Here is a 21,644-nt window from a genome sequence, read left to right as displayed (position 1 = left end):
GGGTTGCCGTTCAGTGGCCGCGACGGCCCGGTACTCTGCCTCCGGCCCCGGTGGAACACCCGGAGAAGGGACACGATGACCGGCCAGGCACCCGAACCACCGCGCCCCGCCGGCACCGTCTACGGACGCGGCGGGGCCGACGCGCGGCAACCGCGGCCCGGCCTGCTCACCCGCACCCCGCCCGCTGTCACCGCGCTCGTGTGCGCGGCGGTCGTCGCGGTCCTGGCCGCCGCGTACGGCGTCTGGCGCGCCACCACCGGCGAGCCGGAGCCGCCGGCCCCGGTCGTGGCGCCGGCACAGCTCTCGGCCGCGCCGTCGAGCCCGGCACCGGCCCGGCTGGCCGCCGGGTCGTGGCTGCTGTCCCCGCTCGACGACCCGGAGACCCACCTGACCTCGGCGAACGGCTTCGCCGCTCTGGCGCCGGACGAGCGGATGGTGCTGGTCGCGGGCCCCGGCCTGGCCGATCCCGCGTGCTTCTCGTTCCGCGGCCCGGACGGGCGGTACCTGCGCCACTTCGACTACCGGCTGCGCTTCGACGGCACGGAGGACTCGGACCTCTTCCGCAACGACGCCACGTTCTGCCCGCAGCCGGGCCTGCCGGCCGGGACCGTATGGCTGAGCTCCAAGAACTACCCGAACCACCTGATCCACCGGCGCGGCACCGACCTCTACATCGACGAACCGGACGGCTCGGAGGCGTTCACGGCCGACAGCTCGTTCCAGGTCCAGCCTGCCTTCTGAGCCGCGGCCCTCAGCCCTCCGGCCTGGTCTCGCCCTCCTCGCGCAGTTCCTCGGCCGACGGCACGACGGTCGGGCGCCACCACAGCCAGAGCAGGAAGAGCAGGCCCAGCACCAGCATCGACAGGCCCATCCAGAGGTTGATCCGGACACCCTGCGCCTTGTCGATGTCCTTGCCCGATTCGAAGAGCCCCATGAGGCCGACGATCACGCCGTACACGACGAACAGGCCGCCGATGACCCGGCGCACGTCGAAGAGGCGGGCGGCCGCGGACCGCTTCTCCACCTCCTCGGTCTCCCCGAGCAGCTCGTCCTTCGGACGGTTCACTTCCTCAGCCATGACAAGTCCTCCCGTCCGCCGGTCACCAGACCGGGATGTACAGCAAGAAGGCCAGCACGACGGCGATGCCGCCGAGCAGGACCGGGTTGCGCCACCAGACCTTGTCGGCGGCGAGGACCGCCTCGCCCGAGGTCGAGGTGCCCGCCAGGCCGTAGACGAGGCCGCGCAGGTCGTTCTCCGGCTTCGGGTGGGTGACCAGGGTGACGATCACGGCGACCACGACCGCGGTGACGAAAGCGAGGCCCGCGCCCCAGAAGCTCTCCTCGAGGTCGGAGTTGAACTTCACGACGTCGGCCAGGTAGAGCAGGTACAGCGTGAGCGACGACAGCGTGCCCAGCAGCAGCGACCAGAAGCCGGCCCAGGCCGACATCCGCTTCCAGAACATGCCGACGATGAACGTCGCGAACAGCGGCGCGTTGATCAGCGAGAACAGCGCCTGGATGTAGTTCATGATGTTGTCGTAGCCGGCCGCGATGAACGCGGTGCCGATGCTGATGATGATGCCGGCGATGGTGGCGATCCGGCCGACCCGCAGGTAGTAGTCGTCGGAGCGACCCTTGCGCACGTACGACTGCCACAGGTCGTACGTGAAGACGGTGTTGAAGCCGCTGACGTTGGCGGCCATGCCGGCCATGAACGAGGCGACCAGGCCGGTCACCGCGACGCCGAGCACGCCGTTGGGCAGCAGGTCGCGCATGAGCAGCGGGATCGAGTTGTTGTACGTCAGATCGCCGGTCTTGGCGCCGAGACCCTTGACGGTGACGATGGCGATCAGGCCGGGGATCACCGTGATGATCGGGATGAGCAGCTTCGGGAACGCGCCGATGATGGGCGTACGCCGGGCCGCGCTCATGTCCTTGGCCGACAGCGCGCGCTGCACCTCGGCGAAGTTCGTGGTCCAGTAGCCGAACGAGAGCACGAATCCGAGACCGAAGACGATGCCGATCCAGTTGGCGCCGAGCGGGTTGTCCGAGGCGGCCGTGCCCTGCCAGGTGTGCAGCGCCGCGTCGCCCAGTTTGCTGTCGCGGACGGCGTCGAAGAGCCCGTTGATGCCGCCCACCTTGACGAGGCCGACGATGGTGATGGGCAGCAGGCCCGCGAGGATGACGAAGAACTGCAGCACCTCGTTGTAGATGGCCGAGGAGAGCCCGCCGATCGTGATGTACGTGAGCACGATCGCGGCGCCGATGACGATGGAGGCCCACAGCGGCCAGCCGAGCAGCGCGTCGAGGATCAGGGCCAGGGCGTACAGGTTGACGCCGGCGATGAGCACCTGGGCGATGGCGAAGATCGTGGCGTTCAGCAGGTGCGTGGGGCGGTTGAAGCGCAACCGCAGGAACTCGGGGACGCTGCGCACCTTGGAGCCATAGTAGAACGGCATCATCACGATGCCGAGGAACACCATGGCCGGCACGGCGCCGATCCAGTAGTAGTGCAGGGTCATCAGGCCGTACTGGGCGCCGTTGGCGGCCATGCCGATGATCTCGAGCGCCCCCAGGTTGGCGGAGACGAACGCGAGCCCGGTGACCCAGGCGGGCATGGACCGGCCGGACAGGAAGAAGTCGGCGCTGGTGCTGATGGCTCTTCGGGCGGCGAACCCGATACCCAGGACCGTCGCGAAGTAGATGACGAGGATGAGGTAGTCGAAGACGTCGAGATCGAGCCTGACCCCGGGCCCCTCAGCAGCGAACACGCCCATGGCACCTCCTGTGCAGTCGGTCGCCGCTTACCCGAGCCGAAGATCTTTCACACCTGTCCGTTTCCGGCAGGTGACGCGGCGGCGCACCTTCCGCTGGAGGGCTCCCCACGATCGAATGGCGTGGATGTCTGTTCCATCAGCGAAAGGACTCCCATGCCCCTTGCCTTACCGCGCCTGCTTCTGGCCTGTTTGGTCGCGGTCGTCGCCGCGCCGGCGCCCGCGTACGCCTCGCCGGGCGGCGGCAGGCCGTACGTCCGTGGCACCGAGACCGTGCCCGTCTACGACTACGCCGACGCAGTCCGCGAGAGCGTCTGGGTGCAGACCTCGGACGACGCCGACGAGGACGGCTCGCCCGACCGGGTGGCGGTCGACCTCGTGCGCCCGCGCACCGGGCCCGGGGTCAAGGTCCCGGTGATCATGGATGCCTCGCCCTACTACGCGTGCTGCGGCCGGGGCAACGAGGGCGAGCTGAAGGAGTACGACGAGAACGGCGTCATCACCAAGGCTCCGCTGTTCTACGACAACTACTTCGTGCCGCGCGGGTACGCCTTCGCCGCGGTCGACCTGACCGGCACGAACCGCTCCACCGGCTGCGAGGACGTCGGCGGACCGCACGAGGTGGCCGGCGCCGAGGCCGTGATCGACTGGCTGAACGGCCGGGCACCCGCGTTCGCCGCGGACGGCAGCCCGGTGTCGGCGGCCGGGTGGACCACCGGCAAGGTCGGGATGATCGGCAAGTCGTGGGACGGCTCGATCGCCAACGGCGTCGCCGCCACCGGCGTACCGGGGCTCGAGACGATCGTGCCCATCTCCGCGATCTCCAGCTGGTACGACTACATGCGCTACAACGGCTCCCTGCGCGCCTCCGGCTACCCGAACTACCTGCAGTCGGTGGTGAGCGACCGGATCGCGCAGTGCGCCGCGGTGACCGAGTCGCTGGCACACGACAGCGCCGACGAGACCGGTGACTACAACGGGTTCTGGCGCGCCCGCGACTACCGCCCGGCGGCGTCGAAGGTGCGTGCGAGCGTGTTCGTGGTGCACGGCGTCAACGACCTGAACGTGACCACCAACCAGTTCGCGCGGTGGTGGGACGAGCTCGCCGACGCCGGGGTGCCGCGCAAGATCTGGCTGCACCAGACCGGACATGTGGACCCGTTCGACGTGCGCCGCGGCGCCTGGGTCGACACCCTGCACCGCTGGTTCGACCGCTGGCTGCAGGGCCTGCGCAACGGGGTCGAGCGGGAGCCGCGGGCCACCGTGGAGACCGCTCCCGGCACCTTCACCGAGGCCCGGGACTGGCCGCTGCCCGGCACGCGCCCGGTGACCGTCCGGCTCGGCTCCGGGACCGCGGCGTACACCGACGCCTCGCTCACCGAGGACCGGGCCGTGGCGGACCCGGCCGCCGACGTGCCGGGCCGCCTGGCGCTGCGGTACGGGCCGCTGACCGCCCCGCTGCGCATCTCGGGCTCACCCTCGGTGCGGCTGCGCGTCCGCGTGGACCGGCCGACCACCCAGCTCACGGCCCGACTCGTGGACTACGGCACGGCCACGCGCGTGCAGTACGACCGGGGCGAGGGCGTACGGACGCTGGACACCGAGTCGTGCTGGGGCGAGTCGACGGCCGCGGACGACGCCTGCTATTTCGACGTCGCGGAGCGGGTGGTCACCACGGACCACGCCGTGCTCACCCGCGGCTGGCAGGATGCCGCGCACCACGTGTCCCTGCGCTTCACCACGCCGCTGCGGGCGGACCGGTGGTACTGGATCACCGTGCCGGTCGATGCATACGACGCGACCGTGCCGGCCGGGCACACGCTGGGCCTGATCCTGACCCAGAGCGATCCGGAGTTCACCGAGGCGCCGAACACCGGTGCCACCGTCAACGTGGATCTCGCGCGGAGCACGCTCACCCTGCCCGTCACCGGACGCGCCTCGCTGAAGCCGTCCTCCGCCGCGCCGCACACGAGAAACGGCCTGACCGCGGAATCCCGGTCGCGGCATCAGCTGCCCCACAGATAGGTGTTCATCTATAGTCCGAACCTATGCGGACGTTGTCCTTTGTGTTCGGTCTTGTGCTGACCGCCACTCCTCTGGCCGTGCCGTCCCCGGCACAGGCCGCGACGAACTGGACCGTGACCGGGCCGGGCGGCGCCGTCGCCGCCCGGCTCGGCCTCGACGACGCCGGCCGGCTCAGCTTCGGCGTCGACCGCGGCGGCGCCGCGGCGCTCGCCCCGGCCCCGATCGGCATCACCACCACGGCCGCCGACCTCAGCGGCGGGCTGGCCTTCACCTCGAGAAGCAGCCGTACGGTGCACGAGCGTTACACCCGCACCACCGGCAAGCAGCTGAAGCGGGACGTGACCCTCGCCGAGTCGACGTTCTCGTTCACCGGCACGAACGACGCCCGGCTCGACGTGGTCGTCCGAGTCTCCGCCGAGGGGGCCGCGTACCGGTACGTGCTTCCGTCCGGCGGCACGGTGACCGGCGAGACGTCGTCCTGGACGCTGCCCGCCGACGCGCCCGCGTGGCTGCTGCCGTATTCGCCGAACTACGAGGAGACCCGCGTGCAGACCACGGCCGCGAGCGCCGCCGCCGGCGATTACGGGTTCCCGTCGCTGTTCCAGGTGGGCACCGGCACGTACGCGCTGCTCACCGAGTCCGATGTGGACGGCCGCTACGACGGCGCCCGGCTGACCCATGACGCCGGCTCCCCGGCGTACCGGATCAAGCTGGCCGACCCTCGGATCACCGCGGCCGACCGGCTGGCGACCCCCTGGCGGGTCGCGGTCGTCGGGGACCTCGCCACGGTGACCGGCTCGATGCTCGTCGACGACCTGGCCCCGCCCTCGAAGCTGACCGACACCTCGTGGGTACGCCCCGGCACGGTCGCCTGGTCCTGGCTGTCGGAGCACAGCAGCCCGTCCGATCCCGTACGCCAGAAGCAGTACATCGATTTCGCGGCGCGCAACGGGTGGCCGTACGTGCTCATCGACGAGGGCTGGAGCGCCGACTGGGTGCCCGAGGTGACGCGCTACGCCCGGGCCCGCGGCGTCGACGTGCTGCTCTGGCTGCACTGGACGAGCCTCGACACCGACCAGGAGCGCGACACCCTGCTGCCGCGGTTCCGCGAGTGGGGCGTCGCCGGGATCAAGGTCGACTTCATGGACTCCGACAGCCAGGCGCGCTTCCGGTGGTACGACGACATCCTCGCGGCCACCGCGGCCGAACACCTGATGGTCAACTTCCACGGCGCCACGATCCCACGCGGCATCCAGCGCACCTGGCCGCACGTGCTGACCCTCGAGGCGATCCGCGGCGCCGAGCAGTTCCGCACCCGGGCGGCGACCAACACGATGTTCCCGTACACCCGCAACGTGGTCGGCGGGATGGACTACACGCCGGTGACCTGGGCGGTGACCGACCGCGACACCACGGACGCGCACGAGGTCGCGCTGGCCCTGGTGTACGAGTCCGGCTGGATCCACCTCGCCGACAAGCCCGAGACGTACGAGGCGCACCCGGAGGCGCTGCGGACGCTCAGCCAGTTGCCGGCCACGTGGGACGAGACGCGCCTGCTCGTCGGCGCACCCGGCCGGGAGACCGTCGTGGCCCGGCGCCACGACGCCCGCTGGTACGTCGGCGGCATCTCGGCGCTCCCCGCCCACCCGGTCTCGGCCCCGCTCGACTTCCTCGGCGGCGGCCGCTACCTCGCCGAGACGCTGCGCGACGGCGACCACGGCCTCGTCCGCGAGAGCCGCATCGTCCGGCGCGGGGACACCCTGGCGGTCCCGGAGCCGGCGAACGGCGGGTTCGTGACGGTGCTGTGCGCGTACACCGGGTCGGCGACCTGCGACAAGCCGGTCCGGCACGTCCCGGCCACCACGCTCACCCTCGATCCGTCCACGACGGACGTCCACCCCGGAGGGTCCGTCACGGTCGAGGCGGTCTTCACGCTGCCGGCCGGCGGTCCGATCACCGGGGTACGGCTGGCGCCCCGCGCACCGGAAGGCTGGACGGTCAGCGGCGCGGCGGTGACCGGCGAGCGCATGCGTGGCGGCGACTCGCTCACCGGCACCTGGACGTTCCACGCCGGCGACGACGTGCCGACCGGCCGGGCCGACCTGCCGATCGCCGCGGAGTTCACCTTCACCGGCGACCCCGGCTCGCCGGACACGCCGGGCAGGCGGCCCGTGCACGTCGAGGAAGCGGTCCGCGCGCTCGTGCCGCCGGAGAACCCGGCCGGCACCCCCGCCGTCAGCGACCTGCCGTTCCTGACCGAGAGCAACGGGTACGGCCCGGTCGAGCGGGACCGGTCCAACGGCGAGGCCGCCGCCGGCGACGGGAACCCGATCACGATCCGCGGCACCGTCTATCCGAAGGGCCTCGGGATGCACGCGCCGGGCGAGGTGACGATCTGGACCGGCGGCGCCTGCACCGGCTTCTCCGCCCGGGTCGGCATCGACGACGAGGTGACACAGTCCGGCTCGGTGGACTTCCAGGTCCTCGGCGACGGGCGGCCGCTGGCGGCGAGCGGGGTGCGGCGCAGTGCCGACCCGGCCGCCTCGCTCACGGCCGACCTCACCGGTGTACGGGTCCTGACCCTGCGCGTCACCGACGGCGGGGACGGCAAGAACTTCGACCACGCCGACTGGGCGGACGCACGGCTCAGCTGCGGCTCGTGACCAGCGCCTCGACGCCGTCCAGGAGGCGGGCCAGGCCGTACTCGAAGGCCTGATCCCCGCCTCCCCGGGCGGCACCGGCCAGCGCCGCGGTCAGCTGCGGGAAGCGTTCACCGTGCTCCCGCAGCACCGCGGCGATCGCCGTGCTCATCTCCGCCTCGCCGAGCCGGGCGGCGGCCTGCTGGGCGAGCATCCGGCCGTGCCCGGCGAGCACCGCGATGGTGTCCAGCCGCTCGGCGCCACTGAGCGGCAGCGTCTCGATGCGGGCCAGCGCCACCTCCATCCAGCCCATCTCGTACGGCCCCAGCGGCCGCCGCCCCACCGTGGCCTCGATCGTCCACGGGTGAGCGAGGTAGCGGCCGAACAGCAGCCGTGACCACTCCTCCAGGGCCGCGCGCCAGCCGGACGCCGAGAGCTCGGGCGGCTCGCCGACGGCCCGCTCCACCATGACCGCGACGAGTTCCGCCTTGCCGGGCAGATACCGGTACAGCGACATCTTCGTGTAGCCGAGATCGGTGGCCACCCGCTGCATCGACACGGCGGCGAGCCCCTCAGCGTCGGCCACCGCGATGCCGGCGTCGGCGATGCCCTCCAGCGTCAGGGCCGGCTTCGGGCCGCGGGTGGGCCGCGCCCGGCCACCCCACAGGAATTCGACCGACATCGGGCCCCCTCTTGCGTCCGGCCGCCAACTGTCTCTACCGTACACAGAAATAACTGATTCCCATGGACACAGTTTGGGGGCCGTCATGGCCGGGACCGTTCTCATCTCCGGCGCGGGCATCGCCGGGCCCGCACTCGCCTACTGGCTGGCCCACCACGGGTTCCGGCCCACTGTCGTCGAGATCGCGCCCGCGCTGCGTACCGGCGGCAGCGCCGTCGACTACCGCGGGCCCGTGCACCTCGGGTTGCTCGAACGGATGGGCGTCCTCGACCGGCTCCGGGAGGTGCAGACCGGCGGAACCGCCATGCGCTTCGTCGACGCGGACGGCCGGTGCCTCATGGAGATGCCGCCGGACTTCGCCGGTGGCGACCTGGAGGTGCTGCGCGGCGACCTGTCCCGCATCCTGTGCGAGGCGAGCGGCGACCGCACCGAGTGGCTCTTCGGGGACACCGTGACCGCGCTCGCCGAGACCGCCACCGGCGTCGACGTGACGTTCCGCAGCGGAGTCCGCCGCACGTTCGACCTGGTCGTGGGCGCCGACGGGGTGCATTCCACGGTACGGCGGCTGGCCTTCGGCCCGGACCGCGATCACGTCCGCCACCTCGGCTACCACGTGGCGGGCTGGGACATGCCCAACCACCTGGGCCTGACCCGCGACACGCTCAACTACAACGTGCCCGGGCGGCTGGCGGCCATCGGCGGCGACCACCGCGACCCCGCCCGGGCCGCGGCGTTCGTTGCCTTCTCGGCGCCGGCGGAGATCGCGTACGACCGGCACGACCTCGCCGCGCAGAAGCGGATCGTGCGCGAGCGCTTCGCCGGGCTGGGCTGGGAGGTGCCGCGCATGCTCGACGCCCTCGACGCGGCGGACGACCTCTACTTCGACGCGATCTGTCGGGTGGACGTACGCCCGTGGTCGCGCGGGCGCATCGCGCTGGCCGGGGACGCGGCCTGCGGCGCCACGATCTGCGGGATGGGCAACGGCACCGCGCTGGTGGCCGCGTACGCCCTGGCCGGCGAGCTCGCCGCGGCCGGCGGCGACCACACCGTGGCGTTCGACCGTTACGAGGCCCTGATCGGCGACTTCGCCCGGCGTGCGCAGAAGGGCGGCGACACCACCGGCCGGTTCCTGGCGCCGCGCACCGCCCGCGGCATCCGCATGCGCAACTGGCTGCAGAACCAGGGATGGTTCATGCGCCTCACGATGCGGATCGCGGGCGAGCGCAGCGCCGGGATCGACCTGCCGTCCTACGCCGGGACCGTCGTCCGGCGTCCTGACGGCCTCCCCGAGGCCGGTCCCGGCGGCAGCGTCAGCGCAGCTTCTCGACCGCCTCGACGGTGAGCTCGCTGAGGTCGTCGACGACCAGGCTCGCGAGCGCGAGCGCGTCCTCGGCGGGCGGGTAGACGCCGTGCGGCACGGCGATCACCGCGAACCCCGCGGCGCCCACCGCACGCAGGCCGTTGCTGGAGTCCTCCACCCCGGCGCACACCTCGGGCGCGAACCCCAGGCGCTCGGCCGCGGCCAGATAGACGTCCGGCGCGGGCTTGCCACGCGGAACCTCCTCGGTGGACAGCGTCGCCCGGAAGACGTCGGTGAGCCCGGCCGTCTCCAGCACCTGGTCGATCAGCACGCGGGCCGCGGAGCTCGCGAGGGCCAGCGGGAACCGGTCGGCCAGCCGCCGCACCGCCGCGACGGCCCCGGGGATCACCGGCAGCTCCGCGCGGTAGCGCTCGGCCATGCGCCCGAGCACATCGGACGCCACTTGCTCCGGGCTGCGCGGCACGCCGACGTCCTCGCTCAGGTGCCGGGCCCACTCGCCGGTGCTCATCCCCATCAGCCGGGTCTGGGTGTCCGGCAGGAATTCCCGGCCGTGCTCGGCGACGTAGCCGCGCCGGACCTCCTCCCAGACCTCCTCGCTGTCGATGATGACGCCGTCGAGGTCGAAGACCACCGCCTCGATCGTCACAGCGCCTCGACCGCCGGCATGACCTCGGTACGCAGCGTCTCGATCTTGCCGAGGTCGGACACGCCGGCGACCATGCCGTGGCCCACGGTGACGCCGAGACCGGCGAGGTGGGTCAGCGTGGCGATGATCTCGTCCACCTTCTCGCCCTTCTCCCCCGGGTCCAGCTGCACCAGCGCGGTCTTCTCGATGTCGTCGTAGTCGCGGCCCTCGGCCTCGCAGTGCTGCCGCAGCACCTCGAGCTTGCGCTCGATCTCCGGTCCGGCGAAGAGGTTGCAGGCGTCTGCGTACTTGGCGACCAGCCGCAGGGTCTTCTTCTCGCCACCACCGCCGACCAGGATCGGCGGGTGCGGCCGGGACAGCGGCTGCGGCGAGTTGAGCAGGCGGCCGAGGCGGTAGTGCCGGCCCTCGTACGCCTCCTCCTCGCCGTGGAACATGCGCAGGCAGATCTGCAGCGTCTCCTCCAGCCGCTCGAAGCGCTCGGCGGTCGGCGGGAAGAACAGGCCGAGGCCCTCCGACTCCTCGGCGTTCCACGCCGCGCCGATGCCGAGCATGGCCCGGCCACCGGAGAGGACGTCCAGCGTGGTCACGGCCTTGGCCAGCAGCCCGGGATCGCGGTAGGTCACGCCGGTCACCAGCGTGTGCAGCTTGGCCCGGCGGGTGTGCGCGGCCAGGAAGCCCAGCACCGTGTACGCCTCGAGCATCTCGTGCTCGGGCGGCCCCACGACCCCGATCTGCCACAGGTGGTCCATGACGCTGATCCGGTCGAAGCCGGCCTCGTCGGCGGCGGCGGCGATCTCGGCGAGCTGCGGCCCGAGCCGGGGCGCGCCCCCGGGCCAGGTGAAGTCGGCGATGTGCAGACCCAGTTTCACGAGGGTTCCTCTCCACGGGCGAATCCACCTGCGACCCTACTGCGGCGGACCGGCCGCACGCCGGAATTGTGACGGTCCGTAGTGGAGCGCCGGGCGGCCTGAACCGGTTCACCGGGTCGAGTGGTTCGCGCCTGCGGAGTTGACGCACCGTAGTTCCTCGGTAAGTTGTTGGCGGTCCCGATCACCCCGCCCGTTCCAGCCCGCCGCCGAGGAGCCACCGCCATGCCTCCCTCGCCGCGACGCGCGGCGCCGTCCCACGCCGCGCCGTCACCAACCGTGACCGTTGTCATCCCCGCCCTCAACGAGGAGGACAACCTCCCGCTCGTGCTCGAGAACCTGCCCGCGGTCGACGAGGTCGTCGTCGTGGACGGCCGCTCCGACGACGACACCGTGGCCGTGGCCCGCGAGGTCCGCCCCGACGTGGTCGTGGTGCGCCAGACCCGCTCGGGCAAGGGCAACGCGCTCGCCTGCGGCTTCGCCGCCGCGACCGGCGACATCGTGGTGACCGTCAACGCCGACGGCTCCGCCGACCCCGGCGAGATCCCGCGCTTCGTCGACGCGCTGCTGTCCGGCGCGGAGGCGGCGCACGGCTCGCGCTTTCGCTACGGCGGCGACCACCGCGACGCGCTGCCCGGCGAGCGGCTCGGGCACGCCGCCCTGAGCCGGGTCGTCAACCTGCTGTTCCGCACCCGGTTCACCGATCTCAGCTGCGGCTACAACGCGTACTGGCGGGAGCTGCTGCCGGTGCTGGACCTGCCCGGGCCCGAGGTGCCCGGACTGCGGCGCGGCCGCCGCGCCTGGGGCGACGGGCCGGAGATCGAGACGCTGATCACGGTCCGGATGGCCACCCGCGGCCTGCGCGTCGTGGAGGTGGCCACGGTGGGTTACCCGCGCATCCACGGCGACCGGCCGCGGCAGCTGTGGCCGGCCGCCTACCGCATCGTGCGGACCATCGTCACCGAGTACGCCCGTCGCTGGCGCCGTGCCCCCGCCTTCCCGGTGCGCCAGGCTGTCGCGCCCGGTGCGGCGGAGGCGGGACGGCACTCACGCCGCCACGCCGTGCCGCCGCCTCCCCGGGTCCGCCGCCGTTCCCATCTGCGGGTCATCCGCGGCGAGGGCCACGACGAACCGCCGCGCTACGGAGCAGTCCCGGGCGAGAACTACCGCTGAGCGCGCTCGCGCAGCCGGGGCAGGATCTCCTCGCCGTACACGCCGAGGAACCTGTCCTGGTCCGGGCCCGGCGCGTGGAAGACCAGGTGCTTGAAGCCCATGTCCAGGTACTCGGCGACCTTGGCGGCGTGCTCCTCGGGGTCCGAGGAGACGATCCAGCGGGTCACGGTCCGGTCGACGGGCAGCGCGTCGGCCCGGCGCTGCATCTCGATGGGGTCCTCGACGCCGGTCTTCTCCTCGGGGGACAGGGCCAGCGCGCCCCAGTAGTGCGTGTCGTTACGGGCCTTCTCCAGATCGGGATCGAACGACACCTTCACCTCGATCATGAGGTCGAGGTCGTCGAGCGGACGGCCCGCCTTGCCCGCGCCCTCACGGACGGCCGGCAGCAGCGTCTCGGTGTAGAGGTCGTGGCCCTTGCCGCTGGTGGTGATGAAGCCGTCGGCGACCCGCCCGGCGAGCCGGGTCGCGGCCGGGCCGGAGGCACCGATGTAGATCGGCACCGGCTGCTCCGGCTTGTCGTAGATCGTCGCCATCTCGGTGCGGTAGTACGTGCCCTCGTACGTCACCCGGTCCTCGGTCCAGAGCTGCCGGATGAGCGCCACCGCCTCCTTGAGCCGGGCGAACCGCTCCTTGCCCTCGGGCCAGGTCAGGCCCAGCGGCACCTCGTTGAGCGACTCCCCCGAGCCGACGCCGAGGATGACCCGGCCCGGCGCGAGGCAGCCGAGCGTGGCGAAGGCCTGCGCGATCACCGCGGGGTGGTAGCGGAACGTCGGGGTGAGCACGCTCGTGCCGATCAGCACACGCTCGGTGCCGGCGGCCAGCGCGCCGAGCCAGGGCAGCGCCGCCGGGGCGTGCCCGCCGTCGTGCCGCCACGGCTGCAGGTGATCGCTGACGAACACGGAGTCGAAGCCGTGCCGCTCGGCCTCGATGCCGTAGCGGAGCAACTCGCGCGGGGCGAACTGCTCCGCCGATGCCTTGTACCCGAACCGAATCATGGTCCGACCCTATCCCGCGGCTTTGTACGCCCTGCCCGCCTCGGTGGGGGTGTTCGCGTCCTTGTAGAGCCCGAAGTCCACGCTGTCGCCGACGGCGGGCAGGCCGAACCAGGCATAGCGCTCGACGTACGACCGGGACTCCATGCCCTTGGTGCTGCCCTTGATGAAGGCGACCTCCTGCGCGGCGCTCGGGTACTTCGGGCTGCCGGAGAAGTTGATCAGCCCGTACTCGGTGACCCAGACGGGCAGGCCGTACTTCTTGTGCACCGCGTCGACGTAGCCCAGGAACTGCTGGACGGCGGCGGCGCTGAAGTCCGAGCCGTACCAGTGCAGCGTGATGAAGTCGACGCGCAGGTTCTTGGCCTTAACACCCTTCATGAACCGGTCAAGCCAGCCGCCCGCGGTGTCGCCGCCGTACGCGACGGCCGGGCTGCCCAGCCGCATGCCGGTCGCCTGCAGCCGGGGCCACGCGGCGAGGGCGTCCTCGACGCTCATGTTCGCCTGCCCGCCCATGTCCGGCTCGTTGAAGCCGAGCAGCACGTCGCCCTCGCGCTTCACCTCGGCCAGCGTGGCGTCGGTGACGTTCGCCTTGCCCCAGACCATCGGGACGAACTCGACGTCCGCCGGGCCCGGCATGCTGTCGTTGTCCGGCGACCAGTTGTAGTACCAGCCCGCACCGACGTCGGCCAGCGCGCCCTTGATCCCGGCGAACTGCCAGGTGCCCACGCCCTTCTTCGTGCTCGTGCCGGTGGGCGGTACGGGAACCGGCGCCTTGGTCTTCTTCGTCGGTGACGGCTTGGCGGACGGCGTCGCCGAAGCGCTCGGCCGGACCGGCACCGAGGCCGGCAGCGACAGCCGCGGCGCCGGTGCCGCCGTGGAGACGACGGCCGCGCTGGCGACCGGCTTGTCGTCGTGGGTGTAGACGGCCACCGCCGCACCGCCGCCGGCCACGGTGCCGGTCGCGAGCATCGCGGTCAGCACCCGCCGGCCGATGCCCACCGTGCCCTTGACCGCGATCTTGGCGGCCAGGACCTTGCCCGACCCGCCCGCCGCGTGGGCCCCGGCGTGCGTCGCGGACCCGGCCGTCGCCGCGTGGGCGCCCGCGTGCGCCGCGCCGGTCGCGCCGCCGAGGCCGGCCAGCCCGCCGCCGAGCGTGTGCGGCAGCGGGACCAGCGCCATGCCGACCAGCAGCTTCTCCGCCGCCACCAGCCCGGACCAGGCCGGCGAGCACTGGCGGCAGTCGCGGGTGTGGCGGGCGATGCGCTTGCGCCACAGGGCGCCCGGCCGCCCGTCCCAGCCGGCCGTGACTGCTGCCAGCTCGGCGCACGGCGGCGTCGCGGCCAGCGCCCGGACCACCACCCGGGCGGTCTCCAGCTGGCCCTTCATCCGCTGGATGCGGACTGCCGCGTGCTGGCGGGTCACCTCGATCGCGTCGACGATCTCGTCCCGGGTGAGCTCGCCGGAGGCCTCCAGCCACCACAGCGACAGCAGCTCGCGGTTGTCCTCGTCCAGCCAGCGGGTCGCCTCGGCGGTCTCGCGCCGCTGGCCGGCGAGCTCCAGCCGGGTGATCGCCAGGTCGGTGAAGTCGGCGCCCGGATCGCGCACGTCGTCGGGCAGCAGCGCGTCCGGGGCGGCGCGGCGCACCCGGTAGCGCTCGCGGACCTGCCGCACGGTGATCGCCACGAGCCAGGACCGGAACGCCTCGGGGTCGCGCAGGTCGCCCAGGTTGCGCAGCACCCGCAGCATCGTGTCCTGCACGACGTCGTCGACGTCGGCGTGCCCGTCCAGGGCCCGGCCGACGATCGTGTAGACGAGCGGCAGGTACCCGGCGACGAGGCGGTCGGTCGCCGCCGGGTCGCCGGCGCGGGCCGCCACCACCGTCGCGGTGTCCGGTTGAGCCATCACTGTTACGCAGACCTCTCCGTGGAGCACCGATCATTGCGCGCGGCGGCGATTCTGCCGGCCACGAAAAGGGAGACCGCCCGAACGGCCTGCGATAACAGGAAGTTCGGGCGACCGGTTCCGGACCTCCTCTGGGCGACGGCCTTCACACACACGGTTAGTCCGGGCCTCCGCCGGGGAACATTCGATGCGGCATCGGACGACGGGCGATCGGCGGAGGAGGTCCGAGTCACATGCGTATCTCGCTCCACCTGAACCTGCCCCGCGAGGCGGACAGCGTGCCCGCCGTGCGGCGGTTGCTCCGGTGCGCCCTCGCGGCGCTGCACATCGACCGGCAGTCCGGCGAGGACCTGGAGATCGCGCTGAGCGAGGCCTGCGCGAACGTCGTGAAGCACGCCGACGGCGCGGACACCATCGAGGTCCGCCTCGACGTGGCGGCGGACCGCTGCGCGATCGACGTCGCCGACAACGGCGCCGGCTTCGACGCCGACACGGTGACCGAACCCGACACGGTCAGCGACCGTGGCCGCGGCCTCTTCCTGATCAAAGCGCTGAGCGACAACGTCCGGATGCAGTCCACCCCGCGCCGGGGCAGCCTCATCCACTTCGAGAAGTCCTTCGCCACGGCCCCGTAGGGCCGGCCGCTCTCCCGCCCGGCCGCGCCTTCTCCCCCGGCGATTCGGCCCGGCGTGGGGCCGTCGTGCGCGTTTTCTATCATTCTTGCTCTACTGCAAATATTGCCGTTCATACCGGAGGGCGTCGTGTCCGACCGTCCGACACCTGTGGGCGCGCTGCTGCGAGCAGCGCCGCCCGACCGGCTGCCCGAGGTGGCAGCCGAGCACCTGCGCCGGCACCACGCCGCCGGCCGGGTCGAGGTGCTGCTCGGAGATCTCACCCTCACCGGCCTGCGCCCGCTGCTGGAGCCGTCCGGCCCGGCCGGGGACGCGCTCGCCGTACGCTGCTTCGGCAGCCAGCGGCCCGTGGTCGGCGACGCCTCCGGCGGCCGGTACGCGTACCTGCCGCTGAGCGTCTGGGGTGAGCGGCTCGGCGTGCTGTCCGTGCAGACGTCGCTGCCCGCCGGCGCCGGGCTGACCGAGCAGCTGACCGCCGTCGCGGACGAGCTGGCGGTGGCGCTGCGGGCCGCCGGCGCGGTGACCGACCGCTACCGGCAGGCCACCCGCCTGCAGCGCCTCACCATGGCCGCCGAGCTGCAGTGGGAGCTGCTGCCCGGCCGCTCCCTCGGCGACGAGCGGTTCCTCGTGGCCGGGCAGCTCGAGCCGGCGTACGCGGTCTTCGGCGACCACTTCGACTGGGCGCTCGACGGCGACCGGCTCACCGTCACGGTGCTCAACGGGTACGGCGACGGCCTCGATGCGGCCGTGCTCACCACGGTCGCGGTGAACGCCATGCGCAACGCCCGCCGGGCCGGCGCCAACATCGTCGAGCAGGCGGAGCTGGCCTCCGACGCCCTGTACGCCCGCTACGGCGGCGCAGCGCACGCCGCCACCCTGCTGCTCGAGATCGACCTCGTCGGTGGCCGGGTCGAGGCGGTCGACGCCGGGTCGCCGCGCGCGGTGATCGCCCGGGAGCGGGAATTCCATCCCGTCACGCTCGAGCAGCAACTGCCGCTGGGCATGTTCGGCGACAGCCGCTACGAGACCCAGCGCTTCCTGCTCGAGCCGGGTGACCGGCTGCTCGTGGTCAGTGACGGTGTGCACGCCGCCACGCCGGGCGGACGGGCCCCGTACGGGGAGTCGGCTATGCTGACCGCCTTGCGCCGGACGCGGTTGCAGCCCGCGACCGAGGCGGTGGGCACGGTGATGCGCGGCTTGCGTGACTACCACGCGGGAACGGACCCGGCCGACGACGCGGTCACCGTCTGCCTCGATTGGCGGCGATGATGCTTCGAATCACCGCCGGACGGGTACGGCCCGCAACGCACTGAACTTTTCTGCGTACAGAGGACCGGCATGGAGCGCGTCACGGACGTCGCAGCGGCGGTGGAGTCGACGGTGGAGTCGTTGCTGGGCATCTTCGAGAGTGCCCGGCTGGCCCAGTCACCGGCCGTGCCGCCGGCCCAGCTCCGGGTGCTGACGATCATCACCCGCAACGAGCACACGAACATGAGCCGCCTCGCGGAGGCGCTGCAGGTGGTGCCGTCCTCGGCCAGCCGCCTGTGCGACCGGCTGGAGGCCACCGGCCTGCTCCGCCGCGTTCCCGACCCGCGGGACCGCCGGGAGGTGCGGCTGCTGCCCACCCCCGCGGCCGGCCGGCTGCTGCAGGAGCTCCGGGAGCGCCGGCAGGCCGCACTGGCCGAGGTGCTGGAGAAGATGAACCCGGCCCGGCGTACGGAGCTCGTCCGGGCGCTGGCGGCGTTCGACACCGCGGCGAGCTCCGGCGCCACCGGTGACGCGGACGGGTTGCGTACGGCCTGACGCCGCCCGCCGATCATCGTCGGGTACGGTCCCCCGGTGCGCATCGGCATCGTGATCCTCCCGGACGACCGCTGGTCCCGGGCCCGGCACCGCTGGCGCCGCGCGGAGGAGTACGGCTTCGACCACGCGTGGACGTACGACCACCTCGGCTGGCGCGACCTCGTCGACGGCCCCTGGTTCGACGCCGTGCCGACGCTGACCGCGGCGGCGACGGTGACCAGCCGCATCGGCCTGGGCACCTTCGTGGCGTCGCCGAACTTCCGGCATCCCGTGCACTTCGCCCGCGAACTGACGGCCGTGGACGACATCTCGGACGGCCGCCTGCTGCTGGGCGTGGGGGCCGGTGGCACGGGCTTCGACGCGGACGTCCTCGGCGGGCCGGCGTTGTCGCCCCGGGAGCGCGTCGACCGCTTCGCGGAGTTCCTCGAGCTGCTCGACCGTCTGCTGCAGGACGACCACGTCTCGTACGCGGGCCGCTACTACCGGGCGGTCGGCGCCCGGACGCTGCCCGGCCCGGTCCAGCGGCCCCGGCCGCCGCTGCTGGTCGCCGCGAACGGGCCCCGTGCGCTCGCGCTGGCCGCCCGCCACGGCGACGGCTGGGTGACCACGGGCGGACAGGGGCTCGACGACGAAGCCGCCTGGTGGCATTCCGTCCGCGAGGTGAGCTCCCGCTTCGACGCCGCCCTGCACAAGCACGACCGGACGGTTCCGCGACGCATTCTCAACCTGGACTCCTCACCGGTGTACTCGCTGAGCAGTCCCGGCGCGTTCGAGGACGCGGTGGGCCGGGCGCACGAGCTCGGATTCACCGACGTGCTGTCGCATTGGCCGCGGGCCTCGAGCTGGTACGCCGGCGACGAGAAGGTGCTGGAAAGGGTTGCGCCGATGCTGCCGCGGCTGCGGGCATCCTGAAGCGCGCGACCGAAAGGGCCGGAAACTTTCCGAGTACAGGACTTTTTGCGTAGTCCCCCGCGACGCGGTTTCCTTGCCGCCGGCCGCGGGGTTTGCACGGCGCCCGCCGACGGTCGCGGCAATAGGGCCGGCGGTCACCCTTCGACGGCACCCTCGATAACGGCGGCCCCGGCATTCGGCACGCGCTGATGCGCCGGCCGCGGCGCAAAGAGACGTTTCCCCACCGGCCGGCCGTGCGGCCGACCGATGGGGAATGTCGTGCTCAGCGTCCGTGCGCTGCCCGGTACGCGCTGCTGACGCTCGCCGGGATGCGACCACGCTCGGAGATCTGGTGGCCGTTGCGGGCCGCCCACTCACGGATGAGCCTGTTCTCATCGCGGCTTCCCGCCGTGCGCGCCGGCGCCGGACGAGCAGTGCCGCGCCCCGAACCGGAACGGCCGATTCGCGTACCCGCATTGATGAACGGATCCAGGGCCTTGCGCAGCTTGCCGGCATTGGCCTCGGACAGATCGATGGTGTACGCCGTGCCGTCGAGACTGAACTCGACCGTACGATCGGCCGGCTTTCCGTCGAGGTCGTCGATGAGGGTCGTGATTACCTGCCGCGCCATAACGACTCCTGAGGGGAAATCCGAAGAACCGGGGTCAGTCTGGCGTGTCCGGCGCTGTGCGCGCAACAGTTCTCCTGAATTTCACAGCATATCGCTCACGCCGGGCAATAATCGGGGCCGTGGGCCTCACTAAATGCAACCGCGCTATTCCGCACGGCGGCACCTATTCACGACGGTCGAGGCCCGGCGGGCGGCCCGCGCGGCCGGGCGGCGCGGGACGGGCCGGGAATGGCGCCCGCCGGGTGGCCGGCCGCGGGACCGCGGCGGTGGCTGGAAAACCCCGGTGGGCGGGTACCCCTGCGGGCCGTTAGGGTCGTCGCCATGGACGCCGACGACGACCGTGCCAGCCCGCACGCGAGCGACCGGCGCACCGGTGGGCCGGACCCCGGCTGGCACGAGCAGCGCCGGCAGGCCGTCGCGGGTCACGCGGCCGCACTCGAGGCGGCTCGCGCCGCCGAGGCGGGCCGGGCCGCCGAGCTGCTCGCCGGGTTCGTCCGGCGCGCCGCCGAGGCGGGGCTCCCCCCGGGCCCGCTGCGGGCGGTGTCGTTCGACGGCCGGTCCACGTACCGGACGTCGCTGCGAGGCTGGTACCTGAAAGCCAACCGATCCGTAGCCGTCGGTGAAGACGCCCACTATTACGTCCTCAGCGTGCCGTCATCGCTGCGCGCCCGGTTCTCGGGCGCCGACGTGTCACCCAGCACCCCCCGGCTGGTGGTCGGCGCGGGCGGCGGCGACGGCGAGACCATCCCCCTGGCGGACCTGCTGGACCGCCGCCTGACCGCAGGAGTCGTCTGGCCGTGAGCTTCCGTTCCACGACCCGGCGCCGCGTCGTGGCGTCGCTCACCGCGGTCGTCGCGCTCGGCGCGACCGCCCTCACCGGGCCCGCCGCGGCGGCCGGCCCCGCGGCCGCGGTCAGACCGGCCACCGCTGCGGAGAAGCCGGCCGTCGCCGGCCACAAGGCCGCGACCGTTCCGTGCCCCAAGCCGGACGTCAAGCCGCCGCCCGGCCGCCCGCCGCGTCCCACCCCGCCCGAGGACGACCCCGTGCTGCGGGCCGTCGGCGGCGACGCGCTGGCCACCGACGGGCTCGTCGTCCCGCGGGGCGCGCCCAGGCCGCCGGCCCTGACCGCCACCAGCTGGCTCGTCGCCGACCTGGACACCGGCGAGGTGCTCGGCGGGTGCGGCCCGCACGTGTACGGCACCCCGGCCAGCGTGCAGAAGATGCTGCTCGCCGCCACGGTGATGGACAAGCTCGACCCGAAGAAGACGATCACGGTCACCGACGGCGATCTCGCCATCGAGCCGGGCAGCTCGGCGGTCGGCCTGCTCAAGGGCGGGAAGTACACGATCGCGACGCTGTGGCTCGGGCTGCTGCTGAACTCCGGCAACGAGGCCGCGAACGCGCTCGCCCGCCTCGGCGGCGGCAAGGGCGGTGTCCCGGCCACCGTGGCGGCCATGAACGCGGAGGCGAAGCGGCTGGGCGCGTACCAGACGCACGCGGTGACCCCCTCCGGCCTGGACGGGCCGGGGCAGTTCACCAGCGCGTACGACCTGGCGCTCATCGCCCGCAAATGCTTCGCCAACGCCGACTTCCGCAAGTACGCGCTGACCCGCGCCACGCAGATCCCCGCCCAGAAGCACCTGAAGAAGGGCGGGTTCCAGATCCAGAACGAGAACAAGCTCATCTTCAACTACCCCGGGGCGCTCGGCGGCAAGACCGGCTTCACCCAGCTCGCCCGGCACAGCTACGTCGGGGCTGCCCAGCGGGACGGACGGCGGCTGGTCGCGACGCTGCTCGGCGCGGAGGCCAGCCCGCTGCGCGGCTGGCAGCAGGGCGCGGCCCTGCTCGACTGGGGCTTCTCGCTGCCCAAGGAGGCGTCGGTCGGCAAGCTGGTCGAGCCCGACGGCGCCGACGCGAAGGGTACGGCCGCAGACACCGAAGCCGCCCCCGCGGGCCCCGGCCCGGGCAGCACCCGCAAGGCGGCCCCGACCGCCGCACGGGCGGCCTCCGGGCCCGGGCTCTCCCTGGGCGCGGCCGCCGCCATCGCGGTGATCCTGGCCGCCACCCCGCTGCTGCTGCTGCTCACCCAGCGTCGGCGGCACCGCGTCCGCCGCCGTCCCCGCAGCCGCCCGCAGGCCTCCTGACGGGCTTCCCCCGGCTACGCCGCGAGCAGACCGACGACCCAGATCACCGCGATGCCGAGCGCCGCGGCGAGCTCGACCAGCATCGACAGCCCCACCGCGGTGAGCGCCTGACGGGTCGACGGCCACGCCGCTCCCGGGCCGAGGCGGGCCCGTTCGGCGAGGAACAGGCCGAGCACGAAGCCCAGCACCAGGCCCACCACCGGCACCACGAAGAAGCCCACCAGGGCGAGCAGCCCGCCGGCGACCAGCGACGACGTCGGCACGCCCGTGCTCTTGAGGCGGCGGCCGGGCCACAGGTACTTGACCACCGTGCCGCCGACGGCGATGAGCGTGGCCACGACCAGGATCGCCCAGCGCAGCCCGCCGGCCTCCCCCAGCAGGGCCCACAGCAGCACCGCCGCCCAGCACAGCAGCAGCCCGGGCAGGACGGGCAGCAGCACGCCGAGAACGCCGACCGTCATCGCGACCCCCGAGATGAGGGTGACGGTCGTACCGGTGTCGGTGAGATCCATGTGACCAC

Annotated in this window: 20 protein-coding genes; 11 read left to right on the top strand and 9 right to left on the bottom strand. The window is 72.8% G+C overall.

Annotation, left to right across the window (positions count from 1 at the left end):
- The first annotated feature begins 75 nt into the window (after positions 1 to 75).
- Positions 76 to 741, top strand: coding sequence for an AbfB domain-containing protein (locus AB0K03_RS35450; RefSeq protein WP_364694539.1), 666 nt, complete (start codon positions 76 to 78; stop codon positions 739 to 741).
- A gap of 10 nt (positions 742 to 751) precedes the next feature.
- On the opposite strand, the gene AB0K03_RS35445 is transcribed toward AB0K03_RS35450, so the two are convergent.
- Together AB0K03_RS35445 and AB0K03_RS35440 are read right to left on the bottom strand one after the other, a co-directional pair.
- Positions 752 to 1,078, bottom strand: coding sequence for a hypothetical protein (locus tag AB0K03_RS35445; protein WP_364694536.1), 327 nt, complete (start codon positions 1,076 to 1,078; stop codon positions 752 to 754).
- A 22-nt stretch (positions 1,079 to 1,100) separates the two neighbouring features.
- The gene (locus AB0K03_RS35440) at positions 1,101 to 2,777 is read right to left on the bottom strand and encodes a sodium:solute symporter family protein (protein ID WP_364694533.1); all 1,677 of its coding nucleotides are present in this window, start codon (positions 2,775 to 2,777) and stop codon (positions 1,101 to 1,103) included.
- 153 nt (positions 2,778 to 2,930) lie between these two features.
- Between AB0K03_RS35440 and AB0K03_RS35435 the strand changes: the two genes are divergently transcribed.
- Positions 2,931 to 4,799, top strand: a complete 1,869-nt coding sequence (locus AB0K03_RS35435; protein WP_364694530.1) for a Xaa-Pro dipeptidyl-peptidase — start codon at positions 2,931 to 2,933, stop codon at positions 4,797 to 4,799.
- Between the two features lie 23 nt (positions 4,800 to 4,822).
- The gene (locus AB0K03_RS35430; protein WP_364694527.1) at positions 4,823 to 7,462 is read left to right on the top strand and encodes a glycoside hydrolase family 97 catalytic domain-containing protein; all 2,640 of its coding nucleotides are present in this window, start codon (positions 4,823 to 4,825) and stop codon (positions 7,460 to 7,462) included.
- Here AB0K03_RS35430 and AB0K03_RS35425 read toward each other — a convergent pair.
- Positions 7,446 to 8,120 carry a TetR/AcrR family transcriptional regulator gene (locus tag AB0K03_RS35425; protein WP_364694524.1) on the bottom strand — a complete coding sequence of 225 codons (675 nt, stop codon included), beginning with the start codon at positions 8,118 to 8,120 and terminating at the stop codon, positions 7,446 to 7,448. The genes AB0K03_RS35430 and AB0K03_RS35425 overlap by 17 nt on opposite strands.
- Positions 8,121 to 8,205: 85 nt before the next feature.
- On the opposite strand from AB0K03_RS35425, the gene AB0K03_RS35420 reads away from it, so the two are divergent.
- Positions 8,206 to 9,462, top strand: coding sequence for an FAD-dependent monooxygenase (locus AB0K03_RS35420; RefSeq protein ID WP_364694521.1), 1,257 nt, complete (start codon positions 8,206 to 8,208; stop codon positions 9,460 to 9,462).
- On the opposite strand, the gene AB0K03_RS35415 is transcribed toward AB0K03_RS35420, so the two are convergent.
- Positions 9,431 to 10,087, bottom strand: a complete 657-nt coding sequence (locus tag AB0K03_RS35415) for an HAD family phosphatase (RefSeq protein ID WP_364694518.1) — start codon at positions 10,085 to 10,087, stop codon at positions 9,431 to 9,433. The genes AB0K03_RS35420 and AB0K03_RS35415 overlap by 32 nt on opposite strands.
- The gene (locus AB0K03_RS35410; RefSeq protein WP_364694515.1) at positions 10,084 to 10,956 is read right to left on the bottom strand and encodes an LLM class F420-dependent oxidoreductase; all 873 of its coding nucleotides are present in this window, start codon (positions 10,954 to 10,956) and stop codon (positions 10,084 to 10,086) included. Before AB0K03_RS35410 ends, AB0K03_RS35415 begins: the two co-directional genes overlap by 4 nt.
- A gap of 276 nt (positions 10,957 to 11,232) precedes the next feature.
- On the opposite strand from AB0K03_RS35410, the gene AB0K03_RS35405 reads away from it, so the two are divergent.
- Positions 11,233 to 12,126 carry a glycosyltransferase family 2 protein gene (locus AB0K03_RS35405; protein ID WP_364694512.1) on the top strand — a complete coding sequence of 298 codons (894 nt, stop codon included), beginning with the start codon at positions 11,233 to 11,235 and terminating at the stop codon, positions 12,124 to 12,126.
- Here the strand turns inward: AB0K03_RS35405 and fgd are convergent.
- Together fgd and AB0K03_RS35395 are read right to left on the bottom strand one after the other, a co-directional pair.
- Positions 12,117 to 13,121, bottom strand: coding sequence for a glucose-6-phosphate dehydrogenase (coenzyme-F420) (gene fgd / locus AB0K03_RS35400; protein WP_364694509.1), 1,005 nt, complete (start codon positions 13,119 to 13,121; stop codon positions 12,117 to 12,119). The two genes, AB0K03_RS35405 and fgd, sit on opposite strands and share 10 nt — an antisense overlap.
- Before the next feature lie 9 nt (positions 13,122 to 13,130).
- Positions 13,131 to 15,023, bottom strand: a complete 1,893-nt coding sequence (locus AB0K03_RS35395) for a sigma-70 family RNA polymerase sigma factor (RefSeq protein WP_364694506.1) — start codon at positions 15,021 to 15,023, stop codon at positions 13,131 to 13,133.
- Between the two features lie 233 nt (positions 15,024 to 15,256).
- Here AB0K03_RS35395 and AB0K03_RS35390 point away from each other — a divergent pair, with 233 nt between their 5' ends.
- The 4 genes from AB0K03_RS35390 (at position 15,257) to AB0K03_RS35375 (ending at position 18,370) form a co-directional block, all read left to right on the top strand.
- The gene (locus AB0K03_RS35390) at positions 15,257 to 15,658 is read left to right on the top strand and encodes an ATP-binding protein (protein WP_364694503.1); all 402 of its coding nucleotides are present in this window, start codon (positions 15,257 to 15,259) and stop codon (positions 15,656 to 15,658) included.
- 126 nt (positions 15,659 to 15,784) lie between these two features.
- Positions 15,785 to 16,924, top strand: coding sequence for a PP2C family protein-serine/threonine phosphatase (locus tag AB0K03_RS35385; protein ID WP_364694500.1), 1,140 nt, complete (start codon positions 15,785 to 15,787; stop codon positions 16,922 to 16,924).
- Positions 16,925 to 16,993: 69 nt separating this feature from the next.
- Positions 16,994 to 17,458 carry a MarR family transcriptional regulator gene (locus AB0K03_RS35380; RefSeq protein ID WP_364694497.1) on the top strand — a complete coding sequence of 155 codons (465 nt, stop codon included), beginning with the start codon at positions 16,994 to 16,996 and terminating at the stop codon, positions 17,456 to 17,458.
- A 36-nt stretch (positions 17,459 to 17,494) separates the two neighbouring features.
- Positions 17,495 to 18,370 (top strand): LLM class flavin-dependent oxidoreductase, encoded by an 876-nt coding sequence (locus AB0K03_RS35375; protein ID WP_364694494.1) that lies wholly within the window; start codon positions 17,495 to 17,497, stop codon positions 18,368 to 18,370.
- 262 nt (positions 18,371 to 18,632) lie between these two features.
- On the opposite strand, the gene AB0K03_RS35370 is transcribed toward AB0K03_RS35375, so the two are convergent.
- The gene (locus AB0K03_RS35370) at positions 18,633 to 18,980 is read right to left on the bottom strand and encodes a histone-like nucleoid-structuring protein Lsr2 (protein ID WP_199513700.1); all 348 of its coding nucleotides are present in this window, start codon (positions 18,978 to 18,980) and stop codon (positions 18,633 to 18,635) included.
- Between the two features lie 321 nt (positions 18,981 to 19,301).
- Here AB0K03_RS35370 and AB0K03_RS35365 point away from each other — a divergent pair, with 321 nt between their 5' ends.
- Complete coding sequence (locus AB0K03_RS35365) at positions 19,302 to 19,781, top strand: hypothetical protein (protein WP_364694491.1); 480 nt, start codon at positions 19,302 to 19,304, stop codon at positions 19,779 to 19,781.
- A complete protein-coding gene (locus tag AB0K03_RS35360) occupies positions 19,778 to 21,124 on the top strand; it encodes a D-alanyl-D-alanine carboxypeptidase (RefSeq protein ID WP_364694488.1) in 1,347 nt (448 codons plus the stop codon). The genes AB0K03_RS35365 and AB0K03_RS35360 overlap by 4 nt, the downstream gene beginning before the upstream one ends.
- Positions 21,125 to 21,138: 14 nt before the next feature.
- Here AB0K03_RS35360 and AB0K03_RS35355 read toward each other — a convergent pair whose 3' ends face one another.
- Complete coding sequence (locus tag AB0K03_RS35355) at positions 21,139 to 21,636, bottom strand: DUF456 domain-containing protein (RefSeq protein WP_364694486.1); 498 nt, start codon at positions 21,634 to 21,636, stop codon at positions 21,139 to 21,141.
- Positions 21,637 to 21,644 lie beyond the last annotated feature (8 nt).

The sequence above is a fragment of the Actinoplanes sp. NPDC049316 genome (assembly GCF_040677315.1).
Lineage (GTDB): Bacteria > Actinomycetota > Actinomycetes > Mycobacteriales > Micromonosporaceae > Actinoplanes.
The sequence above is the reverse complement of the archived record's forward strand: the minus strand, read 5'-3'. Positions and strand labels throughout refer to the sequence as shown.

Bases quoted from the DNA above. Each gene is read 5' to 3' on its own strand.
- AB0K03_RS35450 (WP_364694539.1), top strand. From the start codon at position 76: ATGACCGGCCAGGCACCCGAACCACCGCGCCCCGCCGGCACCGTCTAC.
- AB0K03_RS35445 (WP_364694536.1), bottom strand. From the start codon at position 1,078: ATGGCTGAGGAAGTGAACCGTCCGAAGGACGAGCTGCTCGGGGAGACC.
- AB0K03_RS35440 (WP_364694533.1), bottom strand. From the start codon at position 2,777: ATGGGCGTGTTCGCTGCTGAGGGGCCCGGGGTCAGGCTCGATCTCGAC.
- AB0K03_RS35435 (WP_364694530.1), top strand. From the start codon at position 2,931: ATGCCCCTTGCCTTACCGCGCCTGCTTCTGGCCTGTTTGGTCGCGGTC.
- AB0K03_RS35430 (WP_364694527.1), top strand. From the start codon at position 4,823: ATGCGGACGTTGTCCTTTGTGTTCGGTCTTGTGCTGACCGCCACTCCT.
- AB0K03_RS35425 (WP_364694524.1), bottom strand. From the start codon at position 8,120: ATGTCGGTCGAATTCCTGTGGGGTGGCCGGGCGCGGCCCACCCGCGGC.
- AB0K03_RS35420 (WP_364694521.1), top strand. From the start codon at position 8,206: ATGGCCGGGACCGTTCTCATCTCCGGCGCGGGCATCGCCGGGCCCGCA.
- fgd (WP_364694509.1), bottom strand. From the start codon at position 13,121: ATGATTCGGTTCGGGTACAAGGCATCGGCGGAGCAGTTCGCCCCGCGC.
- AB0K03_RS35395 (WP_364694506.1), bottom strand. From the start codon at position 15,023: ATGGCTCAACCGGACACCGCGACGGTGGTGGCGGCCCGCGCCGGCGAC.
- AB0K03_RS35390 (WP_364694503.1), top strand. From the start codon at position 15,257: ATGCGTATCTCGCTCCACCTGAACCTGCCCCGCGAGGCGGACAGCGTG.
- AB0K03_RS35380 (WP_364694497.1), top strand. From the start codon at position 16,994: ATGGAGCGCGTCACGGACGTCGCAGCGGCGGTGGAGTCGACGGTGGAG.
- AB0K03_RS35370 (WP_199513700.1), bottom strand. From the start codon at position 18,980: ATGGCGCGGCAGGTAATCACGACCCTCATCGACGACCTCGACGGAAAG.
- AB0K03_RS35365 (WP_364694491.1), top strand. From the start codon at position 19,302: ATGGACGCCGACGACGACCGTGCCAGCCCGCACGCGAGCGACCGGCGC.
- AB0K03_RS35355 (WP_364694486.1), bottom strand. From the start codon at position 21,636: ATGGATCTCACCGACACCGGTACGACCGTCACCCTCATCTCGGGGGTC.